This is a genomic window from [Flexibacter] sp. ATCC 35208, from assembly GCF_001975825.1.
Taxonomy (GTDB): domain Bacteria; phylum Bacteroidota; class Bacteroidia; order Chitinophagales; family Chitinophagaceae; genus Chitinophaga.
In genome coordinates this window covers 7,818-31,936 of sequence record NZ_MTKN01000054.1, presented here as the reverse complement: position 1 = coordinate 31,936, position 24,119 = coordinate 7,818, and the positions used below count along the sequence as shown (strand labels likewise).

Here is a 24,119-nt window from a genome sequence, read left to right as displayed (position 1 = left end):
GGGAAGGGGTTTTATTGTTTAAAAATTTAAACATGGGACATTATTTAGTATTTGCATGCCTGCTTGTGTCTGCACACCAAGTCATGGCGCAATCTCCTATGCGCGTAACACCAGATTCCATAAAAGTAACAAATGCAGAAGTCGTTGTTCGTAATGCAACTAAGGATATTCCCGGATATCTGTATAATAACGGAAATGGTACTACGGCTTTTAAAATAACAGGGAAAGCTATTCAGTTTACAGTCGGTAATGCCGGATTCCCTGCTGCGGGCGATTCTATTTATACCAGCAGTGAGCTTGTTAAAAGAAACGTCAAAGTATGGCGTTATGGCCTGTTACAACCTGCCAATAGCTCAAGTGGCGTCAGCATCGATACGCTGGCAGGAAAGGTCATTTTCCGTCCTGCGCTTACGCTAAAGGAAAGAATATATATAGAAGCCTTAAATAGTGTAGATCTCTCTTTATAACATTTGTCATGTGTATGCGAAATAAATTGCTGATAATCCCGTTCCTGCTGCTTTCTATTGCAGCTCTTGCCCAGACCTCACTTAAAGTAGATCCTGACTCTGTCAAGTTTGTTAATACTGAACTTGTATTAAGAAACAATACAAAGGATATAAACGGTTTCCTGTATAATACCGGCAATGGAAAAACCGTATTCCGAAAATTAGGGAAAGGAATACAGTTCCGGGTTGGCGCTACAGGCTTCCCGGTAGCTGGTGACAGTATTTATCAGAATACCGCATTGTCCAACTATTTCCTGAAAGTTTTACGCAATGGGTTACTTCAATACAGGGATACTGCGCAAGGCGTAAAAGTAGATGAAACCACGGGTAAGATTACATTTTACCCCGTACTGCAAACCAATGATGTTATTTATATAGAAGCGCTAACCGGTATAGATTTCTCTCTCAATGGCAGCGCTGCAAATGGTAGTGTAAGTAACACTGACTCGTTAAAATTGAATGCAGGAATATTCGATAACGGGAATATAACTTTCACGCTTCGCTGGCTTACAAATGCCAAGTCATTATATATTGGGCCAAGAATAGTAGGCATAGGTTCTTCCACTTTGGCCGGATATGGATTGACTGCACCAGACAGGTTAGGCGATAAAATATTAGCATGGCTGACAAACAATACATATGGCGCTGTATGGGAAAACCTCTCTGTAGCAGGCTATTCCAGTACTGATGTGCTGCCTGTTGCTAATGGCGGAGTACTGGGGCATAATATTGAATCCGCTTTAACCTCAAACCCGGATTTTATATTTGTTTCATTGCCTACAAATGATCCATCTGCAGGCATATCTGTTAATCAGAGTATTGCTAATCTGAAGAAAGTAGATTCGCTGGCTATTGCAAAGGGTGTTCCTGTATTCTTTGAAACAACCCAGCCAAGAACTACCTACAACGAAGCCCAGCAGCTCATGCTTAAACAACTGGCCGACAGTATCAGGACCATCTGGCCCAAGCGTTATGTTGAAGGGTTTAAAGATGTCGTAGACCCTGCTACCACCGCAGCTATTTTGCCACAATATAACAATGGCGATGGTGTACACCTGACAAGCGCCGGTAATCAGTTTATTGCCAATAGCCTGTTCGATAGATGGCTGGAATATTTTCAGCCGGTAAAAACTGTAAAAAGATATCTCGTAGATTCATCGTTGGACAAGTCTGCCTGGTCCCAGTTTAAAATAGAAACAGAACCCAATATTGTAAAAAACAACTACGCCCGTTTTAATGATAACAAACAGTATTTCCGGGTCAGGGCTGAGCTAAAGGATGGCACCTATACCTCATATTCCAATGTTGCCACTTTGGATCAGATTAATAATCCTACACTACCCGGTGTGAACGATTACACCTACAGGTTATTGATAGACCTGGGAGGTGATGGTCTGACTACCCTCAATGGCTCTAACCAGGTGGATGGTAAACCAACACCATCACCTGATAATGCCGGTAAATACTGGAATAACTGGTATGGAGTAGGCGGCGTAGCCGGGTTTGCTGATAAATCCGCATTCAATGCATTGAGAACTACTACCAATGAGGCGACTGCCATGAGCGTGCAGATCATTGGATTACCGCAGGGTACATTTGGAACCTCTGATACTAAATCCATCAACTATAACGGTTTCAATGTCGCAGTTGGAGATTATCCATCCCAGGCTGTTTATGACAATATGTTTATTCATTCTTCCGTCAATCCGGATGGGATTATTATGAGAATAAAGGGCCTTGCAAAAAACAATACCTATTATATAAAATTATGGGGTGCCAGACTGGATGATGCGTCTACACCAAGAACATTGCAGGCGAAACTGGGATCCGAAACATGGACCACTGCTCAATCTGTTGATACTAAATATGCCACTACCGGTACAGGTGAATACAGCCGGGCAGTCACCTTTAATTACATCTCCGGCCTGGATTCATTAGATATCAATCTCCGCACAGGCGGCACCAGTACATTTGCACACGTTAGTATCGTTGATATTGGCGTAGTTGGCCCATTGCCACTGATCCCCCAGATAAAACTGAGAGATACCAGTACAACCGCCAGTACACTCACTCTTACTGCGAATCCTATTAATGGAGCAAGCATCGCTTCGTTTAACTGGAGCCAGATATCAGGGCCTAATACTTCTACAATTGCAGCCACTACCAGCGCTACCGCCAGTATCTCTGGTCTGACCAACGGTACCTTTATTTATAGGGTTACCGGTACTGATACTTCCGGAAAAGTATTGAGCACAGACGCTACTGTGAAGGTATACCCAAATAATGGTGGCAAAAAGACACTTAGAGTACACTTCAGTAAAACTGCCGTATCCAGCATTCCCGGCTGGTTTAATGTGTATGGCCAGGTGGCTGGTACCCATATCATAGCTACCGATACTGTCACGAACTGGACGATTGATAACGTTAGTGATGCCACCACTTATTGGGCACCATACGCCGGCAATAGCTCATCGAATACAGATGGCTCTACCACAGGCAATAATAGCGGTGTCGTTCCGGATATCGTATTACAGGGTTTATGGTATAACTACAGCCTGAAGTATGCAGCGGGCATGGACAACCTGCTCATTAAAGGTCTGAACCCCAGCAAAACTTATACGATCAAATTGTATGCTTCCCGCAATACCACTGCTTCTGCTCCAAGATATGGTGCATGGAGAGTAAACGGAGGTTCTGAAATACTACAAAACGCTCTTGGAAATACAACAGGAGAAACGACCGTGTCAAGTGTTTCGCCTGATGCCAGTGGTGTGATCAAATTGTCTGTGCATGCACCAACCAGTGCCACCTATGGTTCTTTTTCTTACATCAATGGTTTAATCGTTCAGGAGAATTAAATCTTTTCTTATGCATGTGATCCCTAAAGAGGTCAGTCTGCTGGTACTTTTTATTAGTACCTGTGCTATTGCTGCGGATACCTTACCCGATCCATTGAAAGGGGTCGTATTAAAGCAGGCAGTGATGGACTCATTGAATACGAGATATGCTGGTATACATAACCAGTTTGTTCCTGATAGCCTGCCCTTTAGCCGGTTGGGATTGGACAATCTTCAACCAGGTGCACGTCAGGAATTTATGCAATATCTGAATGGCGGCAATGGGAAAGCTGGCATTAACCGGATGCAACGAATGTTCACCGGTTTTCATGACAGCCTGAAGCTGGCCGGATTTATTGATAATAAACTAAGGGGATTCTATGCGCTGAAATCTCAATCACCCGTACATCTGCCGGGTATACCCCAGCATACACTCAAGGGTATCAGCTGGCAAACGATCTATAGCGATACGACTGCTATGTTATCTCCCTGGTGGAATGAAGGGATCATCCAGGATCAGGTGACTATAGGAAGTATCCCGGTGCAATTTAATTATTCTACAATTTCTGGTTATAACGACGGACTAAAAGATGCACAGTTTTTGAAACTGAATTTTGACAAACAGGCCTACCTGGATAAAGTCAATCAACAACTACAGCAATCTTATGACCTCAACAAATATTTCCTTGATGATATCGACATCAAAAGCAGCATTCAATCTTACCTGACCACTCAGCTCTCTGCCTATGATAGTCTGAAAGGGCATATATCTCCTGATCAGGTGATGTTTTTGGATAGTTCACAATTAGTGAATGCATTACAGCATACCCCACAGGCATATCAGGAAAAAGTGATGGCACTGAAACAGCAACTGGGAAATGTGAAAGAAATGAACCAGCTGGCAGGTGCACAAAAAGCAGCACAGCAGCGTATTGCATCTGTATTACAGCATCCTGAAAATGCATCCCGCATAGCACCTGATCTACTTAATATGAGTTCGCTACAGCGATTTATGATGAGTGTAAAAGAATTGAAAGCAGGAAGCATTGGCACCTTGTCAGATGTATTTATGACAGGGGCAGCCGGTTCCTACCTTAAAAATAACAGGTTTATTATGCTGGCGGCTGGTAAAGCTAACGAATTAGGTATTCAGGATGTGGGCATGCAATCATCTACCGGGAATAGTTCATATGCGATGCAATACCTGCGAATGGGGCGTGGTGATGTTGGCGCTAAACAAACCCATGTCTCCGTACTGAATGCAAATGCAAAAGCCCAGTCGAATAATGGATTTAACACGGCTGTTATCAGCAGGAATGTATTCGTTGGATCCATTTCTAAACAATGTGATCTCGGCAGCCTGGGTAAAATTGATATTGACGTTTCAAAATCCTCCAGCAGTTTTAATGATGCTGCGGCTGTATCAAAATCGGCTGCTTCACATTTTATGGATGACCTCTGGGCAACCGCTTCTATTGGATTGGCATACTCCGGAGATGTGAGCAAATGGGGGCTTTCACAAAAAGTATATATGAACTATTCAGGGTTAGGCTATGTAAATCCCGGTAGCCCCTTTGGCAGCCGGGGCGTACTGCAATATGGTTTGATGTTGCGCCGCAACTGGCTAAAAAACAAAGCCGCCGCCACCATAAGAATGGATATGAGAAACCAGGCAGTTTCGCCCCTGACAGATGACAGGCGCAGGAGTCTGCAATTCTCTGCTGACGCCCGTTATCGTTTTACCCGCAAACTGACTATCAGTATGAACCTGCTACAAAATACACTGCGGGAAAATGGAGTGACCGCATTTCTCAACAGGAAACTCTCTGTCATGTCTCAGGCAAATGGCAAATTAGGCGGCATACCATTTACAAATAATTCTTCTTTAGGCATCCAGCAAATGAATTACCAGGATTTAAAGAGCCTGTTTATAAACCTATCCAGCATGCACACCTTTATGGCAGGACCGGGTATGGTAATAACAAATATCTATTACAACAGATATGTACATGATGCTGCTATTTATAATAACCTTTTAAATATAGATGCAGGTTATCAATATATACTAATGAAAAAAATCTCCTGTGGCAGTGCGCTTATTTATATGGATAGTAAGGATGTAGTCCGGCAAATAGGATTGCGTCAGCAGGTATCTGCACAGTTATTCAAACGGTGGAGTCTTGCCCTTTCCGCAGATGGCAGAAAGAACCTGAAGAATACGCCTGCCAATTTCTACTATGGCAGATTTAATACGACCACCTCTTTGCATTACCAGATAAACTAGCACCATGAAAAGAGTAATATTCACAGCATTGTTTACCTGCTTATGTATAGTCGTAAAGGCACAGCTGACTATTGCCTTTATGCCGGAGGTGCAGGGGCGCACGATCGATGGTGTCTGGAAGGCACGCATTGGCAATAATGGCGCCCGGCAAACAGTTAATCTCAAAATAATAATCACAGAGGCATCTACTGGTACTGTGCTCACCATTCAAACACCACCTTTTGAACTATTACCAGGTGTCAACAATATACCTGCCAGTGCGGCCTATAATGCATCGGTAGCATTCGCCAATAATAAGCTGGCTACTGTCATTAGTCAGAGTGGTTTTTTCCCGGCAGGAGACTATGATTATTGTTTTCAGTTATACGAAGGTGTATCTCATAATGGTTCCTTATCAGGCGATCAATGCTTTAACTATAACCTGGAGCCATTCAGCAGTCTGCAACTCATTCAGCCCTATGATGGTGATAAGATATGTGACAAACGCCCGGCCTTTTCCTGGCAACCTCTTATACCAGCTATAAACGGTGTGCAATACAGAATGATCCTTGTAGAAGTGAAAGATGGTCAGCAACCCGTAGAAGCTATCAGGAGCAACCTCGCAATAATTAATCAACGGAACATTCCCATGCCCCTGCAATTATATCCTTCTATAACGAATGAACTGGTGGAAGGAAAGAAATATGCATGGCAGGTAGCCGCTTATAGGAATGATCTAATCCTTGCTGAATCTGAAATATGGGATTTCAATATTGACTGCGAAAAAGATTCTACAAGTACATCCAGAGAAGCATTCAGAAACATAGAAGATTTAGCCAAAGGCAATTTTTATATAGCAAGAGGGGAGTTGCTATTTGCATTTAACAATACTTATGAAGCGACCACTCTTCAATACACTATTCGTTGCCTGACTAAGCCAGAACAACAGGTAACAAAACTGCCAAAGGTAAAAGTAACAAGAGGTAGAAACCAGGTGGTGATTGATCTTTCTGATAATAAATCATTCACTGATAGCTATTTCTACATCATGAATGTGAAGTTGCCTGATGGAGAGGAAAAACAATTAAGGTTTATCTACAAAAATGCAGAATGAGAAATAAAGTGATCATCACAGCCTTGTTGCTGATATGCTGTGCCTGTAAAAAAGGAAAGAAAGAGCTGTTGGTTCAGGAAAAAAATATTAATGGCTTTTCACTGAGCCTGCAGTATTTGCCATCTGATGACAAAGACCTGCTTCGTTTCAGGTTGAATATTAACAACAGTAACGGTTCTCCATTGAAAAATACAGATCATCTCAGGTTTAATTATGGCCTGGATACCCTATTCTCTTTTGTTAATGTAAAAGATACCCTGCACCCGGTAGACGTGATCAGGGTGGCCAATGGGAATATGAACGGGATTGAATACCTGCTGTTATTTAACCGCCCCAATGCTTTTTCCCAGGTAAACTGTGAGTTGGTATTTAAAGACTGGCTTTTTACCAATCAGTTAATGAGTTTCCCATTAGAGGGTAGCGCTATTGCACATGTAGATTCATTCAATCAGCAGATATGATTATCAGCAATACTAGTAGCCGTAAGAGAATCGCCTGTTTTTTCCTCGCTTTGCTTTTCATACAGAGCATATACCCCTCTGTTGCATGGGCATTGACCTCTGGTCCTGCACAGCCGGAAGCCAAACAATTTATGCAGGCAGGTACCAGTGATATGGTAGACCTTTCAACAGGTAACTTCAAATATAATATCCCGCTGCTGGACGTTGAGGGGTATCCAATCAATCTCAATTACCAGTCAGGCATTGGGATGGATGACGAAGCCAGCTGGGTGGGGCTGGGGTGGAACCTGAACACAGGAGCGGTAAACAGACAGCTGCGCGGTCTGCCTGATGATAGCTATGGAGACAGTGTGTTGACTTCAAATTATATGAAGCCCAAGATCACGGTGGGTGCGCGGCTGACGGTGCGGGGAGAGCTCTTTGGTAACTCTTCTGTAGGCCTGGAAGGCTCCTTATCTGTCGGTATCTTCAGTGATAACTATACAGGGATAGGCGCAGAAGTGGGTGCTAACGCTGGTCTCAGCCTATCATTGACAAATTCTTCTGCTTATACCCCCGGAATTGGCCTTGGACTGGGTGTGAATTCCAATACATCCGATGGGGTATCGGTAACTCCTTCCGTATCCTTATCATTATCCCACAGAATGGCAGGATATGGTTCCACATCCTCCTCGCTTTCCATGAACCTGGGATATAATACCCGGGAAGGACTGAAATCATTGACATTAGGTTCTTCCTTTTCGTTTAAAGGAAGCAAAGAAGATCAGGACGAGGATGGAAAAGGTCAAAGTGCCAGTATGTATGTAGGAGGTGTTACCAAAAATTATAATACTCCTCCTTTTTATCCTAAATCTGAAATCTCTTTTAAATCCGCCAATTATACATTCAGTGGTGATATTGGTGGCACGGCATGGGGAGTATACGGCGGTGTAGGTGTGACTGGCTACAAAACAAAAAGGGAAGTTAAAAACCAGTTACAATACAACCCGACATATGGGTTTTTATACGCAGAAAAAGGAAAAGATGTACCAGCAGCCATGATGGATTTTATGCGTGAAAAAGATAATCCGGTGGACACATCTATGCATAACCTGGCTTTACCCGTGGCTACTCCTGATCTTTTCTCTTATACCAGTCAGGCTGGTGGTGGACAGATCCGGCTGTACCGGAACCACAGCGGGGTATTCTTTGATAACCGCACGCAGGACGTAACAGACAATACATCTGCCAGTGTGGAATACGGTGCCGGGGCCTATTTTCATGGAGGTGTTTCTATTTATAACCAGGACATCAGCAGCACCAATGGTAAATGGCAGGCAGCAAATGACTTTTTGGCGAAGGGCGACTTTGTACAAAGAAGTAATGTAGGAGAGGAGGAAGCATATTTCAAACATACCGGTGAACAGCAGTTGGAGGATCCGGCATTTTTTAACCGTATCCTGGGAGAAAGAGCTGTCAGCGTACCACTGGATGGGAAGAGTGCACAGGGAAAACTGAGGGACAGTGCAGGGATAGTTACTCCTTCCGCACCTTATAAACGTTCCGGCAGGCAGATCAGAAATGCACCGGTGATGTACCTGACTGCCGGGGAAGCTGCGCAGGCTGCATTGGATAAGAAGATCAGGAATTACGCTTTTAACGTTTATAATAGTTTCGCCACCGCGTCCTGTAGTGAGCTATCGTATACTGAAGAAGAAAGAGTGAACTCATTCAGAAAGGATCATCATATTTCTGAAATGATGATTACCGGTGGTGATGGAAAACGAATGGTATATGGCTTGCCGGTTTATAACAAACAACAGGTGGAATACTCATTTGCCACCAATAAAGATTCACTGCAGGCAGACAAAAATATTGTGAAATTCCCTGTTGAAAAGGGAGAACCAGGTCATGTACCAAAATCCGGAGGGTCATCGCTTACCAATGAATATTTCCATAAAGAAGTGCAGCCCGCTTATGCAACATCCTATTTGTTGACGGCTATCCTGTCTCCTGATTATGTAGACGTAACAGGTGATGGTGTGAGTGAGGATGACAGGGGCACTGCTATAAAGTTTAACTATTCAAAGGTCAATAAGGACTTTCACTGGCGTACCCCCTACGGCACGAGAACGGCCAACTACAACCGTTCGCTCAATGCGGATCCTGATGATGATAAGGCATCTTTTGTATATGGAGAAAAAGAACTGAGATACCTGCACTCCATTGAAACAAAAAATATGATCGCCTATTTTATCACAGCGGACAGAATGGATGCCCTGGGCTGCGATCTGTATGGAAATATGGATACGACCGTCAAACAGAAATACCTGAAAGAGATCAGGCTGTATGCGAGAAGTAATTTGAAAACCCCCGTAAAAACGGTTGTGTTTGAATATGATTCATCTCTGTGTCAGGGCATACCGAATAGTATACATGGCTGGGGAAAACTGACGCTTAAAAAAGTTTATTTCAAATATGCCAGCTCAGGGAAAGGAGAACAGAATGCATACTCCTTTAACTACAACGATGGCCAGACATATGCCTACCTGTCGTCAGACCGCTGGGGAACCTTAAAACCTTCTAACGCGAATAGCCTGGATAATTTTTCCGGGTTAGCGAATGATGAATTCCCCTATACTACCCGGGATTCTGCCAGGGCAGCACAAAATGCTTCCATGTGGCATTTGTCTGAAATCAAACTACCATCAGGAGGGGTGATTAAGGTCACTTATGAATCAGATGATTATGCTTATGTACAGAACCGGCTTGCGATGGAAATGGTGAAAATAGCCGGAATGTTGGATGGTGATAATAATGCTACCACCTCACTCCGGGATGCTAAGTTGTTTCAATTAACTGTTCCAAAGATACCGGATGTATCAGTAGCGAATGATCCGGATCTATTAAAGCAGTGGTTTATCAACACATACCTGAATGGTTCTGGTTATCTCTATGCGAAGGTATATGTTAACCTGACAGATGATGTAAATGCAACAACAGAAAATAAGTTTGAGTTCGTACCTGTCTATGGAAAGATAGCTTCCGTAAAATTTGACGGAAATACCGCTATCATCGGGATGGAAAATGATACAGAAGGCAACCCTGGTGTTAATCCTTTTATCAGTGCTGCCTGGCAGCGCATGCGGCTGGAGCTGCCACGTTATGCCTATCCAGGTTATAATAATCGTATCAATGATGACAGACCCGTCACTGCCGCGGTAAAAGCCTTGGGTAATTCCATTAAAAACCTTTCTGAACTCTGGGAGAATTTTAATAAGAAAGCTTACCGGAAAAAGTTTGCTGCTAAAATAAACCTGAATAAAAGTTTTGTACGAATTGCAAAACAGGATAAACCGAAACTGGGAGGTGGTGTTCGTGTAAAGCGGATTAAACTGCAGGACGAATGGGCAGAACAAGCCGCTGCTTATGGGCAGGAATATGAATATACGACTATACAGAATGGTCAGCGCATCAGTAGTGGTGTAGCCTCTTATGAACCGGCTGTGGGTGGCGATGAAAACCCTATGCGTCTGCCGGTAGCATATACCCAGGATGTAAAGTGGGGACTTAATAATTATTTCTACCTGGAAGAACCGATGGGGGAATCTTTCTTCCCGGCGCCCCAGGTGGTATACCGCGAAGTGAAGGTGAAAAGCCTCGGGGCGAATGGTGTGGCAGACGAAGCGAATAAAACCGGTTGGCTAACTTATGAATTCTATACAGCAAAAGAATTCCCGGTTAGAATAGAGCAGACCATGCCGGAACAGGTGCTGAATAATCCTAAAACCTGGGCCAATTTCTTTGGTGGTAAATCTATTTATGAACTGACTATGTCACAGGGCTATGCCATTTTCCTGAATGACATGCATGGCAGGGCTAAGGCAGAAAGAGTGTTCAACCAATCCGGTCAGGAGATCTCCGCTACTGAATATTATTATAATGCTACTGAGGAAGGTGGAACTATGCGCTTATCAAACGTGGTAGATGTTGTTGATGAAACAGGTAAGATCACCAAAGATCAGGTGATTGGACGGGAGATAGAAATGTTTGCAGATATGCGTCAGTCAGAGATGAACAATACAGGCAAGAGTATTAATCTTGGTATAGATGTGATCCCTTTTGGACCGTGGGTAGTTCCACTTCCGCATTTCCCCTGGTCTAAGAATGATGATTACAGGTTGTTCCGGTCTGCATCTATTGTAAAAACGATCGAGTATACTGGAGTGGTATCGAAAGTAGTGAAGCGAATAAATGGATCAAGTATTACATCTGTGAATGTTTTGTTCGACAAGAATACGGGTGGTCCGGTGGTGACGCAAAGTGAAAATGAGTTCAATGATCCTGTGTATACTACCAATATTCCGGCTTATTGGATGTATAAGCAGATGGGGATGGCTTACCAGAACCTCGGTTTGCTGATGGATAGTTTTACAACGGATGAAAATGCGCTCCCGGGTTCTTCTTATTTAAATTATTTGTCTCCCGGCGATGAACTGATCGATGTAATGACAGGAATGCGTATGTGGGTAGTGAATTCACCAACAAATACTTCCACCGTAAATAAGCTGCGTGTAATAGAGGCTTCCGGCAGAATTGTGAAGTACTACCGGGGAACAGTGAAGATATGCCGGTCCGGCTATCGCAACCTGCTGGGGGCATCGGCTGCAGGCATGACCACCTTACAAAACCCGGTTTCAGGGAATGTGTTGAAGATGGTAAGTAATGAAGACCTGTCTGCCTACAAGGTATTAAATGCCTCTGCCATGCTGTATGCAGAGGCGTGGGGACAGGCGGCTGATTGTAATATAAAGAGTTGTCCGGAAGGGTATATAGAGGGACCGAACGGGGATTGTATGTTGCCAGCTACGCCTGCGGCAAGTGGGTTTGATTTTATACCTGGTGATTATTATAAAACCTATGGCATTAAAGGGGCTTATTGGTATGATAGCACCAGTAATAATCAGAAATTGATCCTTAGCGATACTACCTGGAAGAATCGTCTTAAAACGGCTGGTGTGTGGCTAAAACAGGCAAAGGATAATACCTGGTGGGGAATTGAAAAGTGCATTGATGTACCGGTCACTAAGAATTATTACATCGGTCATGCCGGGGATGACCTGATGCGTATTTATGTGGACGGCAGGTTGATCAAGGAGTTTACAGGTGAGGATCAGAATAACCAGCAGATCTGGAATATCCGTCAGGTAAAGTTACCCGCCGGTAAGCATGTGATCCGCATGGATGCGTTGAACCTGTACTACCAGAAGGCTGCTGCTATAGAGATCTATAATACGGATTCGGCTACATTGCGGGCAGTCAACTCTGCCGCAGCGCTCAATAATATTACTCTTTTCTCTACTAAAAATGCTGCGACTGACAATAACCTGCTGGCATTTTACCTGGATCCTTCAGGCGGAAAAAAATCTGTCAATTACAGGTGTTCGAATGGTGCGACGCCTGCCATGTGCGATGGTACGCCCAACTGTGGATTCAAACCTAAGGGTGCATGTCCGGATGGTTATACCAATACGGCAGATGGACAGGCATGTATACCTAACTCCACCACCGTAAGTGCCGATACAGGTTTGCTGGTAGCAGAAGGTAACCAGACGGGTGTTTATTCGAAAGAAGGAGCTGTATTTTATAACGTAGCGGGGACAGAAGATACCCGGCGAAAAAGTTCTATGTGGGGTACCGATAGCTGTCAGATCTATACTTTTTCGAGGGTAGGTCAGGTGACCGGTGCATCGGCAATAGAAGACTCTGTAGAGACCAGCGCTGCAAGATCATCCGGTTATTGTGGTATGTTGAATGCGACAGGTATCTGGTTAAGTAAAGCTTATGACCTGAAGTGGATAGGTGTTGAAGCATGTCTGAAAGTACCGGAAAGCAAATGGTGCTATATAGGATATGGGGCGGATAATATGGTGAGGATATATATTGATGGAATGTTGTGGCGGGAAGAGCTGATGGAAAGTGCTACAGATTCAAAACCATTTGTATTGTGGAATGTACGGCCAGTATATCTTTCGGAGGGACAACATATCATCACCATCGAAGCCTATAATTCGGCTGCTCAGCATGCCGTAGGTGTGGAAGTATATAATAATACGCTGGCGCAGTTGAATACAGACTATCCCAATTTAAACAGGATCTTCTCCACCAATGATCTGCTGACCGGCAAGCCATATAACTCCTATGTGAAAAATGTGAACGGTGTCATCGAAGCCCAGCGGTTCACCTGCTCAGGCGGACCTGTGAGCTTATGTGATAGTGTGGCTGGTTGTCCTGCCATTCCTAATGGCCAGGTACTGAATCCTTATGTAACCGGTTACCTGGGTAACTGGCTTCCCTGGAAGGAAATGGTATGGCTCACCTCCCGCACCGGGCAGGAGTTACCTGCAAATAATGCCGTGAAGGCAGATATACGGAATAATGGAGCCTATCAGCAGTTTAGTGCCTACTGGTTCTATAACAATGGCTGGGGGATGTCTACCAATAATGGTTGGGTCGTATCCAATACAATTGGTTTATATGATGAATACGCACAGGAGCAGGAAACGAAGAATGCACTTGGGATATATAGTGCCGTGCGTTTTGGATTTAAATCTTCCCTGCCAGTGGCTATAGGTGCCAATATGCGACAGCGAGAGATATTTTACGATGGGTTTGATGATTATAAATTCAACGCATCCTGTGTGAATGTGCTACCCTGTAAGCCGGATGAATTTGATATCCGCAAGGCCCTGGGCGATAATTACGTCAGCCGGCTGGATAGTGTCAATGCGCATAGTGGTAATTATAGCCTGAAATTAAGCAGCCCGATTAACCTGAAAACATATGTATATACCTACGAGCATACGCCAGGTATTTACCTGAACAATAACCAGTGGGGAGAGTATCTCCGTAAACCAGAAGGATGGCTGGGCCTGCGCGGGTTCTGCCCTGTAACCAATCGCCGGTATATTTTCACAGCATGGGTAAGAGATGGACAACCGGCAAGTGCCAGTGCGGGCATTACGCTTACAGTGAATAACAATACAGTCGTCTTTAAAAAGAAAGCTGTAGTGGAAGGCTGGAAACTGGTAGAAGGTAATCTGGAGATTCCCACCTGGATAGGTACGGGTGATATGGCTGCTGTGGATGTAACACTGAGCGGTGGTGCTAATGTGTCGATAGATGACATCCGCATATTTCCTTATGACGGACAGCTGAAGACTTTTACTTATGATGATAAAAATATGCGGGTGATGGCAGAGTTAGATGAGAATAACTATGCCACCTTCTATGAGTATGATGATGAAGGATCATTGATACGCGTGAAGAAGGAAACCGAGCGTGGTATTATGACTATTAAAGAAAACCGTTCTGCATTAAGAAAAAATTAATTGCTGGATTATGAAGGTAAAAATATTGCTGGTGATTCCTGTATTGATATTGGGGGCTGTTGGTTATGCGGTAATCAGACCGGGTGGTTATGGTATGATTAAACCTGCTACATATGCAGAAAGCAAACCTGTTGCTTCTGATCAGACAGGTGTTTTGCAGGAGCTGAGTACTGTATTACATAAAATGGACACATTGACCGTGCTCACGATAGAGGGAACTATTACGGCGAGGGATCTGGCAGACAGTACGCGGAATATGGAGACGACTTTTTGTTATACCAGAAATGGGCAGGAAGCATATTACCGGGTTGGCCGGCAGGAGATGATCTCATTGCAGAACGCCTATATCGTAGTGGCACATGATATACATAAGGTATTCCTTTCACCACCGAGGGAGGTAGTGAACCCGATGAAATTATCAGTGGGGAAGGAAGCTACCTTACTGGCGGAGGAGGGGTATGCAATCACGCGTAGTGTGAATGAAGCGGGCGTACATATTTCCTTATTAAACCACAGGCATCCTACCTGCCGTGCTTATGATATCACATTTGACAGTACAGGGTGGATAAAGCAGACTTATATGAGAGTGACGGATGAAGCTCATCCTATCGATACCACCAGAGATAAATTTATCGGTATCCGCATCAGTAGTTGTAAACCGGGTGTAGTGCGCAAGGAGTTGCTGAACAGCAACCGTTATATTAAAATCAGCAATGGCCTGGCTGTGGCGCTTTCCGGGTATGAATTAATTAAAGATCGTTAATCTTTTTATATGGGTTCCGCTTTTAAGAAGATCATGTTACTGGCAGTCATGTTATGCACTTTGCACACAGCAAAGGCTTTTACTGCGATTGAATCTTATCAGAACCAGCTGCAGGGAGGTTTAAAGCAGGGAGATGTACTGGAAATAAAAGATGAGAAGTTTTTGAATAGTAATGTTGACTGGACAAAGATACATAACCGGACAGTGACGAATATCATCACGTTTGGATTGTATAGAGATGGGGGGACTATGCCTGTTTCAGCCTTCAAATGTGAGATAGATCTGAAGGTGGAATATTGGTCGCAGCCCAGTCAGACGGATCCAATTACGAATGACCATGTGAAATTGCAGGTTACATATACGCCGACGGAGGGAGTTGCTTACAGGGCGACAGATACATATAAATTCCTGAACGGGTATAAGGTAAGACTTACGGTCAACAGCATCACCAGTGCGGAGTTAGGAACGACATTGCCAACCATATTCCGGTTGATGGGGCAGGTAGTGGTAGAGCGGTCATACGATTGGGATCTCACCAAAACAATTGTACCCGTTGCTACAGTAGATACTTCTGCCGTGATGCTTACCTGGGAGAAATATACAGGAGCGGAGGAGTATGACCTGGAATGGACTTTTATCGATGAGTTATCAGATAATGGCAGGTTGCTGGCGCAGCAGGGAAGTAGTGTGACTGCTGCTACACTGGCTGGTTTGTTCCGCAATAATGCCACGCGGGTAACGATTCCGCGGGAGTATTTTGAGATTTCACTTATCCATATATCCCAGTATTTACCAGTGAGGATAAGGCCTGTTCAGTATACTGATGACGGATTCAGGCAGGAAGGAGACTGGTTTTACCAGTTGAAACAAGGTGGGGTTGCAGGACCGTCGGTAATATTACTGGATTCTGCCAGGCACCGGTCTGATTTGAACTGGCAGTATAGTGCTGTGTATGCAGAGGGCGGAATGAAGAAGGAGGTGGTCAGTTATTTTGATGGTACGCTTCGTACCCGGCAGACAGTAACGGTCAATAATTCCGATCAGCGGGCAATGATCCAGGAGACCCTGTATGATGAATTTGGGCGTCCGTTGGTGAATATATTGCCGGCACCAATTACACAGAGCAGGTTGAATTATTACCCGGGCATGCATCATGCATTAGGGGGTGGAAACTATACTTATGCAAATGTGTATGGAAATACGACAGACTGTATTCCTGTTCCAGGCAAGATGAGTAATGATTCGGGTGCGGCACGTTATTATTCTCCTTTGAATCCGTTTTTAAGTGACAGTACGAATAAATTTATTCCGGATGCGAATGGGTATCCATTTGCTGTAAATCTTTATACGCCTGATAATACAGGAAGGATGAGTGTGCAGGGGGGAGTAGGAGAGTTGTTTCAGCCGGGAAATAAAGCTACGAAATTATATTATGGGAAACCTGCACAATGGGAATTAGACAGGATGTTTGGCAATGATGTAGGTTATGCATCTCATTACCTGAAAAACATGGTAATGGATGGAAATGGACAGGTAAGTGTCAGTTACCTGAACGCAGCGGGTAAGACGATAGCGACGGCACTGGCGGGTGGGGCGCCTGCTAATTTGGATGGATTACCTTCGAAGCCTGATTCTACCGAAGAGACATTTTTATTAATAGAATCCAGTCAGTATACATTTGATCCTGCAAAGCTGAAGCTGAGTGCAACCACGACCTATTCATCGGCAGTACCTGGTCCTGCTACGCTCAGGTATAATATAGACAAGCTGATAAAAACCTATAGTGAGAGTGGCGTTACAATATATAGTAACTGTTATTATGACTTAAAGATCCGGGTTACGGACAACTGTAACAGGATCTTGTATGATAGTGCAGGGGCAAGGCCTGTTGGAAGTCTGGTCAGCAATTGTAATGATGTGAATGCTTTGACAGGGGGAATCAATTTGAATTTTGACCAGATCGGCGAGTATTACGTGTCTTTTGAATTAGGGCTGAATGATTCAGCCATCGCTAATTATACGGCTGATTTTATAAAGAGGAATACCAATCTGAAGACGCAGTGGCAGTTTGTACAGCAGGCCTTGCAAGGTCAGGACTTTTCAGGATGTTTTAGCGATTGCAGTACCTGCCTGACATCATTGGGTGCAAAGACAGATTTTACGGCTGCTGTGGTGTCCAGATTAGCACAGAATGGGGTGACGGGTACTGCGATTAATACCTGGTCCAATACATTGTATGATTCGTTGTTGGCACAATGTCAGCGTTTGCAGGTTTCTTGTCAATCATCGCCGTGTGAAGATCTGGAAAATACGTTAAAACTGGATGTAAGTCCGGGAGGGCAGTATGCATTATTTGATGGAGATTCTGCATTGGAAAGAACCATAAATGTATTGTATAATCACTGGCGGGATGAGTTCCCTATAAAGAGTGCGACCAGTAGTGAATATATTGAAGAGCAGTTTGAGATGGAGGATGGTTCGGTGATGTCTCCCTATGATGCGCATTTTACGCTGACGATGTTATTGCGTTATTGGAAGCCAGAATGGGCGGCACGGTTTATTAAATATCATCCGGAGTATTGTGCGTTGAGGTTTTGTTATGATAACAGTACGGCGTACCAGTGGGATGATAAGATAAAGCAGGTGCAGACGGTAGCAGGTATTACGGGTGTATTACCAGCTGCTGTTTATAATAAGAGTAATATCAGTTGGCTGGTAGCACAGGATACCGCATTTAGTGGTGTGTTAAGTAGTTATAAGACCAGTTTTATAGCAGATCTTACCGATTATAGCAAAAATGTGGTTGGTTTTAATGCCTCGGGATATGCTGTTAAAAATTTACCGGACTATGTAGATTACCTGTTGTATTGTGCGGATAATACAGGGAGTACGAACACAAATAATAACCCGTTACCGAATGCAAATAACTGGTCTTCCTGTTCGCCTGTAACCAGTTGCCGGATAGCAGACCTGGAGTGGCGGATGTATCGTGATAAGTATCTTGAGTTGAAGGAAAGATACTACGCAACAGCGCGGGGCACTTCGGCTTATTGTGGAGGAGTATGTGTGGTAGGCGATACATTGAGTTATGCCGTAACCACCTGTCCGGAGTTGTCTGCTTTTAATGTAGAGGCGGGAACTGCCACCTGTGGCACTGATTTACAATCCCTGAAAATTACATACAGTGGTGCGGGGCTGACGAGTGCAGTTACCTTGTCTTTGTATTATCCTGACGAATATGCTGGATTGACACAGGTGGATTCGGTGGCATTTGCAGCTGGTCAGACGGAAGCAGCTATCTGTATTTCAAGTGCCATCAACACGGGTTCCGTTCAGGTGAAGGGAATTTCCTGTCGTCCTGATGACAGTGGAAGTACATTTGATTGTGATGTGGCGAAGAGTTTGTCAAACTTCACGCTGAGCATTCAACGGGATAATACTACCTATGATCCGGCCACAGGTATTGCCAACTGGAATTGTATCATGCATTATTCCGGGCCTGATATTCCGACGGGGGCGAGTGTAACAGCGGGCGTGGAGTTTTCATTTCATGAGAATCCGGGTGCGAAGATTTACAGTTATGTTTTTACAGGTAGTACAAAATCGCTGACGTATGTATTGCAGAGTGTAAGTGATGCGGGAGGAACGATAGAAGGTTCGGGCTGTAGTAATCCCAACCCTGCTACACCTGTCACAAACAATTGTGCGGCTGCCTTAAAAAATAAAGTTTCCCGTATCAACAGTGTTTCTTACAGTACAGCAGGAGTATCAACAGATACGACCGCATTAGCGGCGCAGGTATCAGCAGCGGTTACGCAGTCTGTAAGTGAAAATTGTGAAGCGCAGGCAGATTACTGGATGCAACAGTTGGCGGGTTGTTTAAACAGCAATGCAGCTTATGCTGCAAAGGCGGATTTACTGCGTACAAAATTATTGCAGGTATGTAAGGCGGGTGGTGATGTGGATCATCTGAATGGAGCGAGTACTTTACCCGGATCGGCGCCTTCCGGCGGTTATGTATCCTTTAAAGAGGCGATCAAAGGGGTATTGGGTATTACTTCGCTGGATATGCTTTGTAACCCGTGGTTACTGGATGCACCTTATCCATACAATGTAAAGTTACAGGCGACGAATGTCTCTGTTCAAAAGACAGATAGTAGTATCTGTGCAAGGCTGGCAGCACTGACGCAGGAATATAATAACGCAGCGGGCGGATTTTATCAGTTCCTTGTAAATAAGTTTGGTGCTGCGATGACGCTGACAGAGGCAGAACTTATGAGTTTGCAGAATAGCTGTAACAATTGTCGTTACTTACTGGCGGATGAGATACAGTTGCCCGTGTTTATGGACCCTGGAGCACAGGGTTATGTTAGCGGCTTTGGTTACCAACAGGGAGTAGCGGCCATGCAATCTGAGATGTCCCTTGATACGACCAGTGCTAATTATGAAAGCATTTATGCCACTTATCTGAATCACCGTTGGGGGTTCACTTTGTCTTATTCAGATTATAAGGATTTTGAGGCAAAGCTGCTGGTGAATTCATCGGCTGTATTAACGAATCAGCCTGTATTTTCGACCGTGAGTCAGGATCCATATAGCTGTATGAAGCAGCTGATCAATCATGCGGCATTAAGTGGGATTGTACTTTATAAAGAATATATAGCAGAAGAAGAGCGGCAGTTCAGGAAAGGGTACATCGCTTATTGCAGCAGTGTGAAGCCCAGGTTGGAACTGACGGCTTTACAGCAATTGTACCATTTTACATTATACTATTATGATCAGGCAGGTAACCTTGTGCGCACGATACCACCGGAGGGAGTACACCTGCTGGATGCGTCTTATCAGCAACAGGTATGGGATGCACGGGATAATGTAGCATCTGCGTGTACGTATAGCGGTCCTGTAGTAGCGGCCAATAAGGATACGATTTTAAACAGGTTAAGTACGGTATTGCAGGCGGGTACCAATTCGGCAATGGAGTGGTGGTTGTATAATCCTGCTATGGACAATAACCAGGTACTGGCAACGACGGGGGGAAATAAATACCTGTTTAATACCTGTATCAGTGGTCGTTATTTGTACATGTCCATTTATACGATGGCACCGGCGGTGGATGGAGCGACTATAGATTTTGCGATATCAAAGCACCTGGTAGCAGATCTGCAGGCGATATTACCGTTACGGCAGTGGACCCATGTGGTATTGCAGGGTCAGGGTTTGAACAGTGGAGACCTGGCGGTGTATGTGAATGGGGTATTGTGTCCATTGAGTGCAGGGGCCCCGGCAGGTGGTTGTGGGTGGACGTTGACGAATACGGGGTCGGGGTTTATCTATCCTGAGAATTTGAGTACGCTGAAGCATTTTCGGTTATACAATAGGTTGTTGTCGGGGGCAGAGATAGCGGCGAATGCGGCGGTACCTTGTCTGGGGTTAAGTCCGGCGTATGATACGGTGCTTACAAAGTCGTTAAGTTATTGGGGTCGTTATAATCTGCCTGCTGTTGGAGCAGGGGGCAGTACGGTAGAGATGCAGTTTTCGGCGGTGTATCCGGGGCATACGCTGGCGACGTCTTATGGTTACCAGTCGTTGAATGGTATCACGCAACAGCGTACGCCGGATGCGGGAGTGAGTAGTTACTGGTATGATAGGTTAGGTAGGTTGGTGACGTCGCAGAATGCGGAGCAGGTGGTGGCTGTGAATGGTGGGGCTACAGGGAGGTATAGTTATACAAAGTATGATGCACAGGGGAGAGTGATAGAGGTAGGAGAGAAGAGTGGAGCTAGCCTTACAGGATCAGAGATATTTATGTCTTCTCCGGAGGTATTTTTGGGTGCGGGAAGTGATGCACAGATAACGAGAACATTTTATGATGAGGCGTATGCAGCAGCGGGGTTGAACCAGGAGAACCTGCGTAAGCGTGTGGCGGCCACTACTTACCAGGATGCGGGAAGTACGCCATTGCAGGCGAGCTATTATAGTTACGACCAGATAGGGAATGTAAAGACGTTGTGGCAGCAGGTGCAGGATCTGGGGGTGAAACGGGTAGATTATCAATATGACCTTGTAAGTGGCAAGGTGAATAAGGTTCGTTATCAGCGTGGTGGGGCAGATCGGTTTTATTATAATTATCAGTATGATGCGGAGAACCGGTTGACGAAGGCGGGTAGTGGAATAGATAGTGTATCGGCAGATGGCTGGGAGATTATGAATCCGAAGACAGATGCGGGGTATCGTTATTATCTGCATGGGCCATTGGCAAGGATGGAATTAGGGGATATGGAGCTGGTGCAGGGGGTAGATTATGCGTATACCTTGCAGGGGTGGTTAAAGGGTGTGAATGGGAACTATCTGACAGCAGGTACTGATATGGGTCGTGATGGGGTGATAGGGGGCATAAGAGGGGCAATAGCGCGGGATGCGTATGCATATAGCCTGGATTATTATGCGGGGGATTATAAGGCGATTGTTGATACGAATTCATTAGGTTTGAAATGGGTTGGACAGACGGGGGATGTGATGGGGCGTAATTTGTATAATGGGAATATCAGCAGGAGTACATTAGCACTTTCAAAAATCAATTCCGGGAATCCTGTTGGGTATTCTTACCGGTATGATCAGTTGAACCGTTTGACGGCGATGCGTCAGCATTCGCTGGTTAATGGAGCTGCCAGCTGGAATGTTTTATCTGTTGGTAATGCTTATAAGGAGGATATCAGTTATGACGGGAATGGGAATATATTGCGGTATACGCGGTATGGGAGTGGAGCTGGCGGCAAGCAGTTGCAGATGGATAGTTTGAAGTATGTGTATGCGCGGGATGGTCAGGGGTATTTGAGTAGTAACAGATTAACGCAGGTGTTGGATAGTATTGCGGGTGATCCATATACGGAGGATGTTTCAAGTCAGGGGGTAAATAATTATATTTATGATAATGTTGGTAACCTGATTGCTAATGTTAGGGATAGTGTAGTTACTATAAAGTGGACGGTGTATGGGAAGATAAGTGGGATTATGAAGGGGGATGGGAGTTCTTTGGAATATAGGTATGATGCGGGCGGGAATAGGGTGTATAAGGGTTATACGCATGGCGGAGTGACGGATAAGACATGGTATGTGCGTGATGCGGCGGGGAATGTGCTGGCAGTGTATGGGAATGTTGGAGGAGGGAGTGATCAGTACTGGAAGGAGCAGCATTTGTATGGGAGTAGTAGATTGGGATTGTGGGAGCCGGGATTGGTAGTAGGGGGAGAGGTGGATTCGACATGGAATAAGGTGGGAGTGAGGAGGTATGAGTTGGTGAATCATTTGGGGAATGTGTTGGTGACGGTGAGTGATAAGGGTCTTCCGGAAGGGGATCATTATGTTGCGGAGGTGATGAGTGCGGGGGATTATTATCCTTTTGGGATGGGGATGGGGGATAGGAAGTGGAGTTTAGGAGGGTATAGGTATGGGTTTAATGGGAAGGAGAATGATAATGAGGTGAAGGGGGAAGGGAATCAGATCGATTTTGGTGCGAGAATTTATGATCCTAGGATTGGTAAGTTTTCCTCGTTAGATCCTTACATGAACAAATTTGCGTGGCTCAGTCCCTATTCATATGCGTCAAACAATCCTATTAGGTTCATAGATGAGAATGGCGCCTCTACAGGCACGCCTCCCGGTAGTAAGAAGTATATTTATAATAAGTTGAAGGTTGATCTGACAAAGATGCCAAAGGAGCATACATTAGCTAATGGTAAAATAAAGTATACGCAAACTAGGGCAAATGGTATACTTGATAATCCTTCCTGGTATTGGGATCAGGTTCGTAATAATGATCCATCAATCATCTGGAGTAATTCAAACAAATATGCTTTGGATAATGGTTTATCACCGGTTGCTGATAAAATATTTGTGGACCAGTTTACAGCGTTCAGAGATTTTAAGGGACAAATACTACATATGCACCACCTGAATCAGGAGAACAAGATAGGCATTGCGTTGCCGCAACAATTACATACTGGAAAAGGCTTTACATCTCTTTGGCATAAATTTGGGGCTGCAACCAGTATTTTAGGAATGATGTTAACCGTTTACCAGCAAACATATGGACAGGATCCTTTATTGGTAGGTGATTTAACTGATGCGAAATGGCAAGAAGATGAAATGATGATGGTTGAGGCAGGGCTTGGTCAGAAGGATTATCAACAGGTAGTTCGTTTTGCTCGTGGGAATAATTCCAGAACGGGATCAATGCGTCCAGGGACCGTTGGGATTTATTACGCATCAGAGAGTGAGATGGCCAATTTTCAGTTTTTCAACCTCTCAAAAGCTGATCCAGCAACATTTGTTGTAGGGGGATGGAATGCTTACTATCAGGATGCTTCACAGGCGTCCGCAAAACTTAATAAGACGGTGACACATGCAGTGATATTTTTCCAGCAAAATGGATCAAAAGGGTTTACTCCGGTAAACGTTATCGAAATGGTAAAACCGGAGGAAATGCCGACAAACAAAGTACACAACACATTTACAAATAAATTACAATAGATGGATGCTTTAGCTATAAAAGAGTTTATTTCTATTTATCAGTATGCAGTATTTTCCCAAGTAAGGGCAATATTTGATTCGCTTGAGCCGTCGGACAAGGACGATTTTCCTGAAACATTGATTCGGTATAAGAGGTCGCTTAAAGGAGAAAACAGGGAATGGGGAATGTTTGCCGAACTGGTAGAAAATAGCAACTTTGCAGATTTAATTCAGGTGTTAAGCCATTTTTACTTTATTAAGCCATTATATTTAGAAGACAGGTTTGTATTATTTGGA

9 protein-coding genes are annotated in these 24,119 nt (G+C 44.4%); all 9 read left to right on the top strand.

From position 1 onward, the window contains the following. Positions 1–32 precede the first annotated feature (32 nt). Positions 33–467 carry a hypothetical protein gene (locus BW716_RS26560; protein ID WP_143709053.1) on the top strand — a complete coding sequence of 145 codons (435 nt, stop codon included), beginning with the start codon at positions 33–35 and terminating at the stop codon, positions 465–467. A 14-nt stretch (positions 468–481) separates the two neighbouring features. Continuing rightward, positions 482–3,364: an SGNH/GDSL hydrolase family protein gene (locus BW716_RS26555; protein ID WP_179091283.1), complete on the top strand. Its 2,883-nt coding sequence runs from the start codon at positions 482–484 to the stop codon at positions 3,362–3,364. Between the two features lie 10 nt (positions 3,365–3,374). After that, on the top strand, positions 3,375–5,627 hold the full coding sequence (locus BW716_RS26550; RefSeq protein WP_083727813.1) for a hypothetical protein: 2,253 nt from the start codon (positions 3,375–3,377) through the stop codon (positions 5,625–5,627). A 4-nt stretch (positions 5,628–5,631) separates the two neighbouring features. After that, positions 5,632–6,720, top strand: coding sequence for a hypothetical protein (locus BW716_RS26545; RefSeq protein WP_083727811.1), 1,089 nt, complete (start codon positions 5,632–5,634; stop codon positions 6,718–6,720). Beyond that, positions 6,717–7,181 carry a hypothetical protein gene (locus tag BW716_RS26540; RefSeq protein WP_083727809.1) on the top strand — a complete coding sequence of 155 codons (465 nt, stop codon included), beginning with the start codon at positions 6,717–6,719 and terminating at the stop codon, positions 7,179–7,181. Before BW716_RS26545 ends, BW716_RS26540 begins: the two co-directional genes overlap by 4 nt. Further along, on the top strand, positions 7,178–14,551 hold the full coding sequence (locus BW716_RS26535; protein WP_083727807.1) for a hypothetical protein: 7,374 nt from the start codon (positions 7,178–7,180) through the stop codon (positions 14,549–14,551). Before BW716_RS26540 ends, BW716_RS26535 begins: the two co-directional genes overlap by 4 nt. A 10-nt stretch (positions 14,552–14,561) precedes the next feature. Then, a complete protein-coding gene (locus BW716_RS26530) occupies positions 14,562–15,314 on the top strand; it encodes a hypothetical protein (RefSeq protein WP_083727805.1) in 753 nt (250 codons plus the stop codon). 9 nt (positions 15,315–15,323) lie between these two features. After that, positions 15,324–23,843, top strand: coding sequence for an RHS repeat-associated core domain-containing protein (locus BW716_RS26525; protein WP_083727803.1), 8,520 nt, complete (start codon positions 15,324–15,326; stop codon positions 23,841–23,843). After that, positions 23,844–24,119: hypothetical protein (locus tag BW716_RS36950; protein WP_179091282.1), on the top strand; the 276-nt coding region annotated here is incomplete at its 3' end.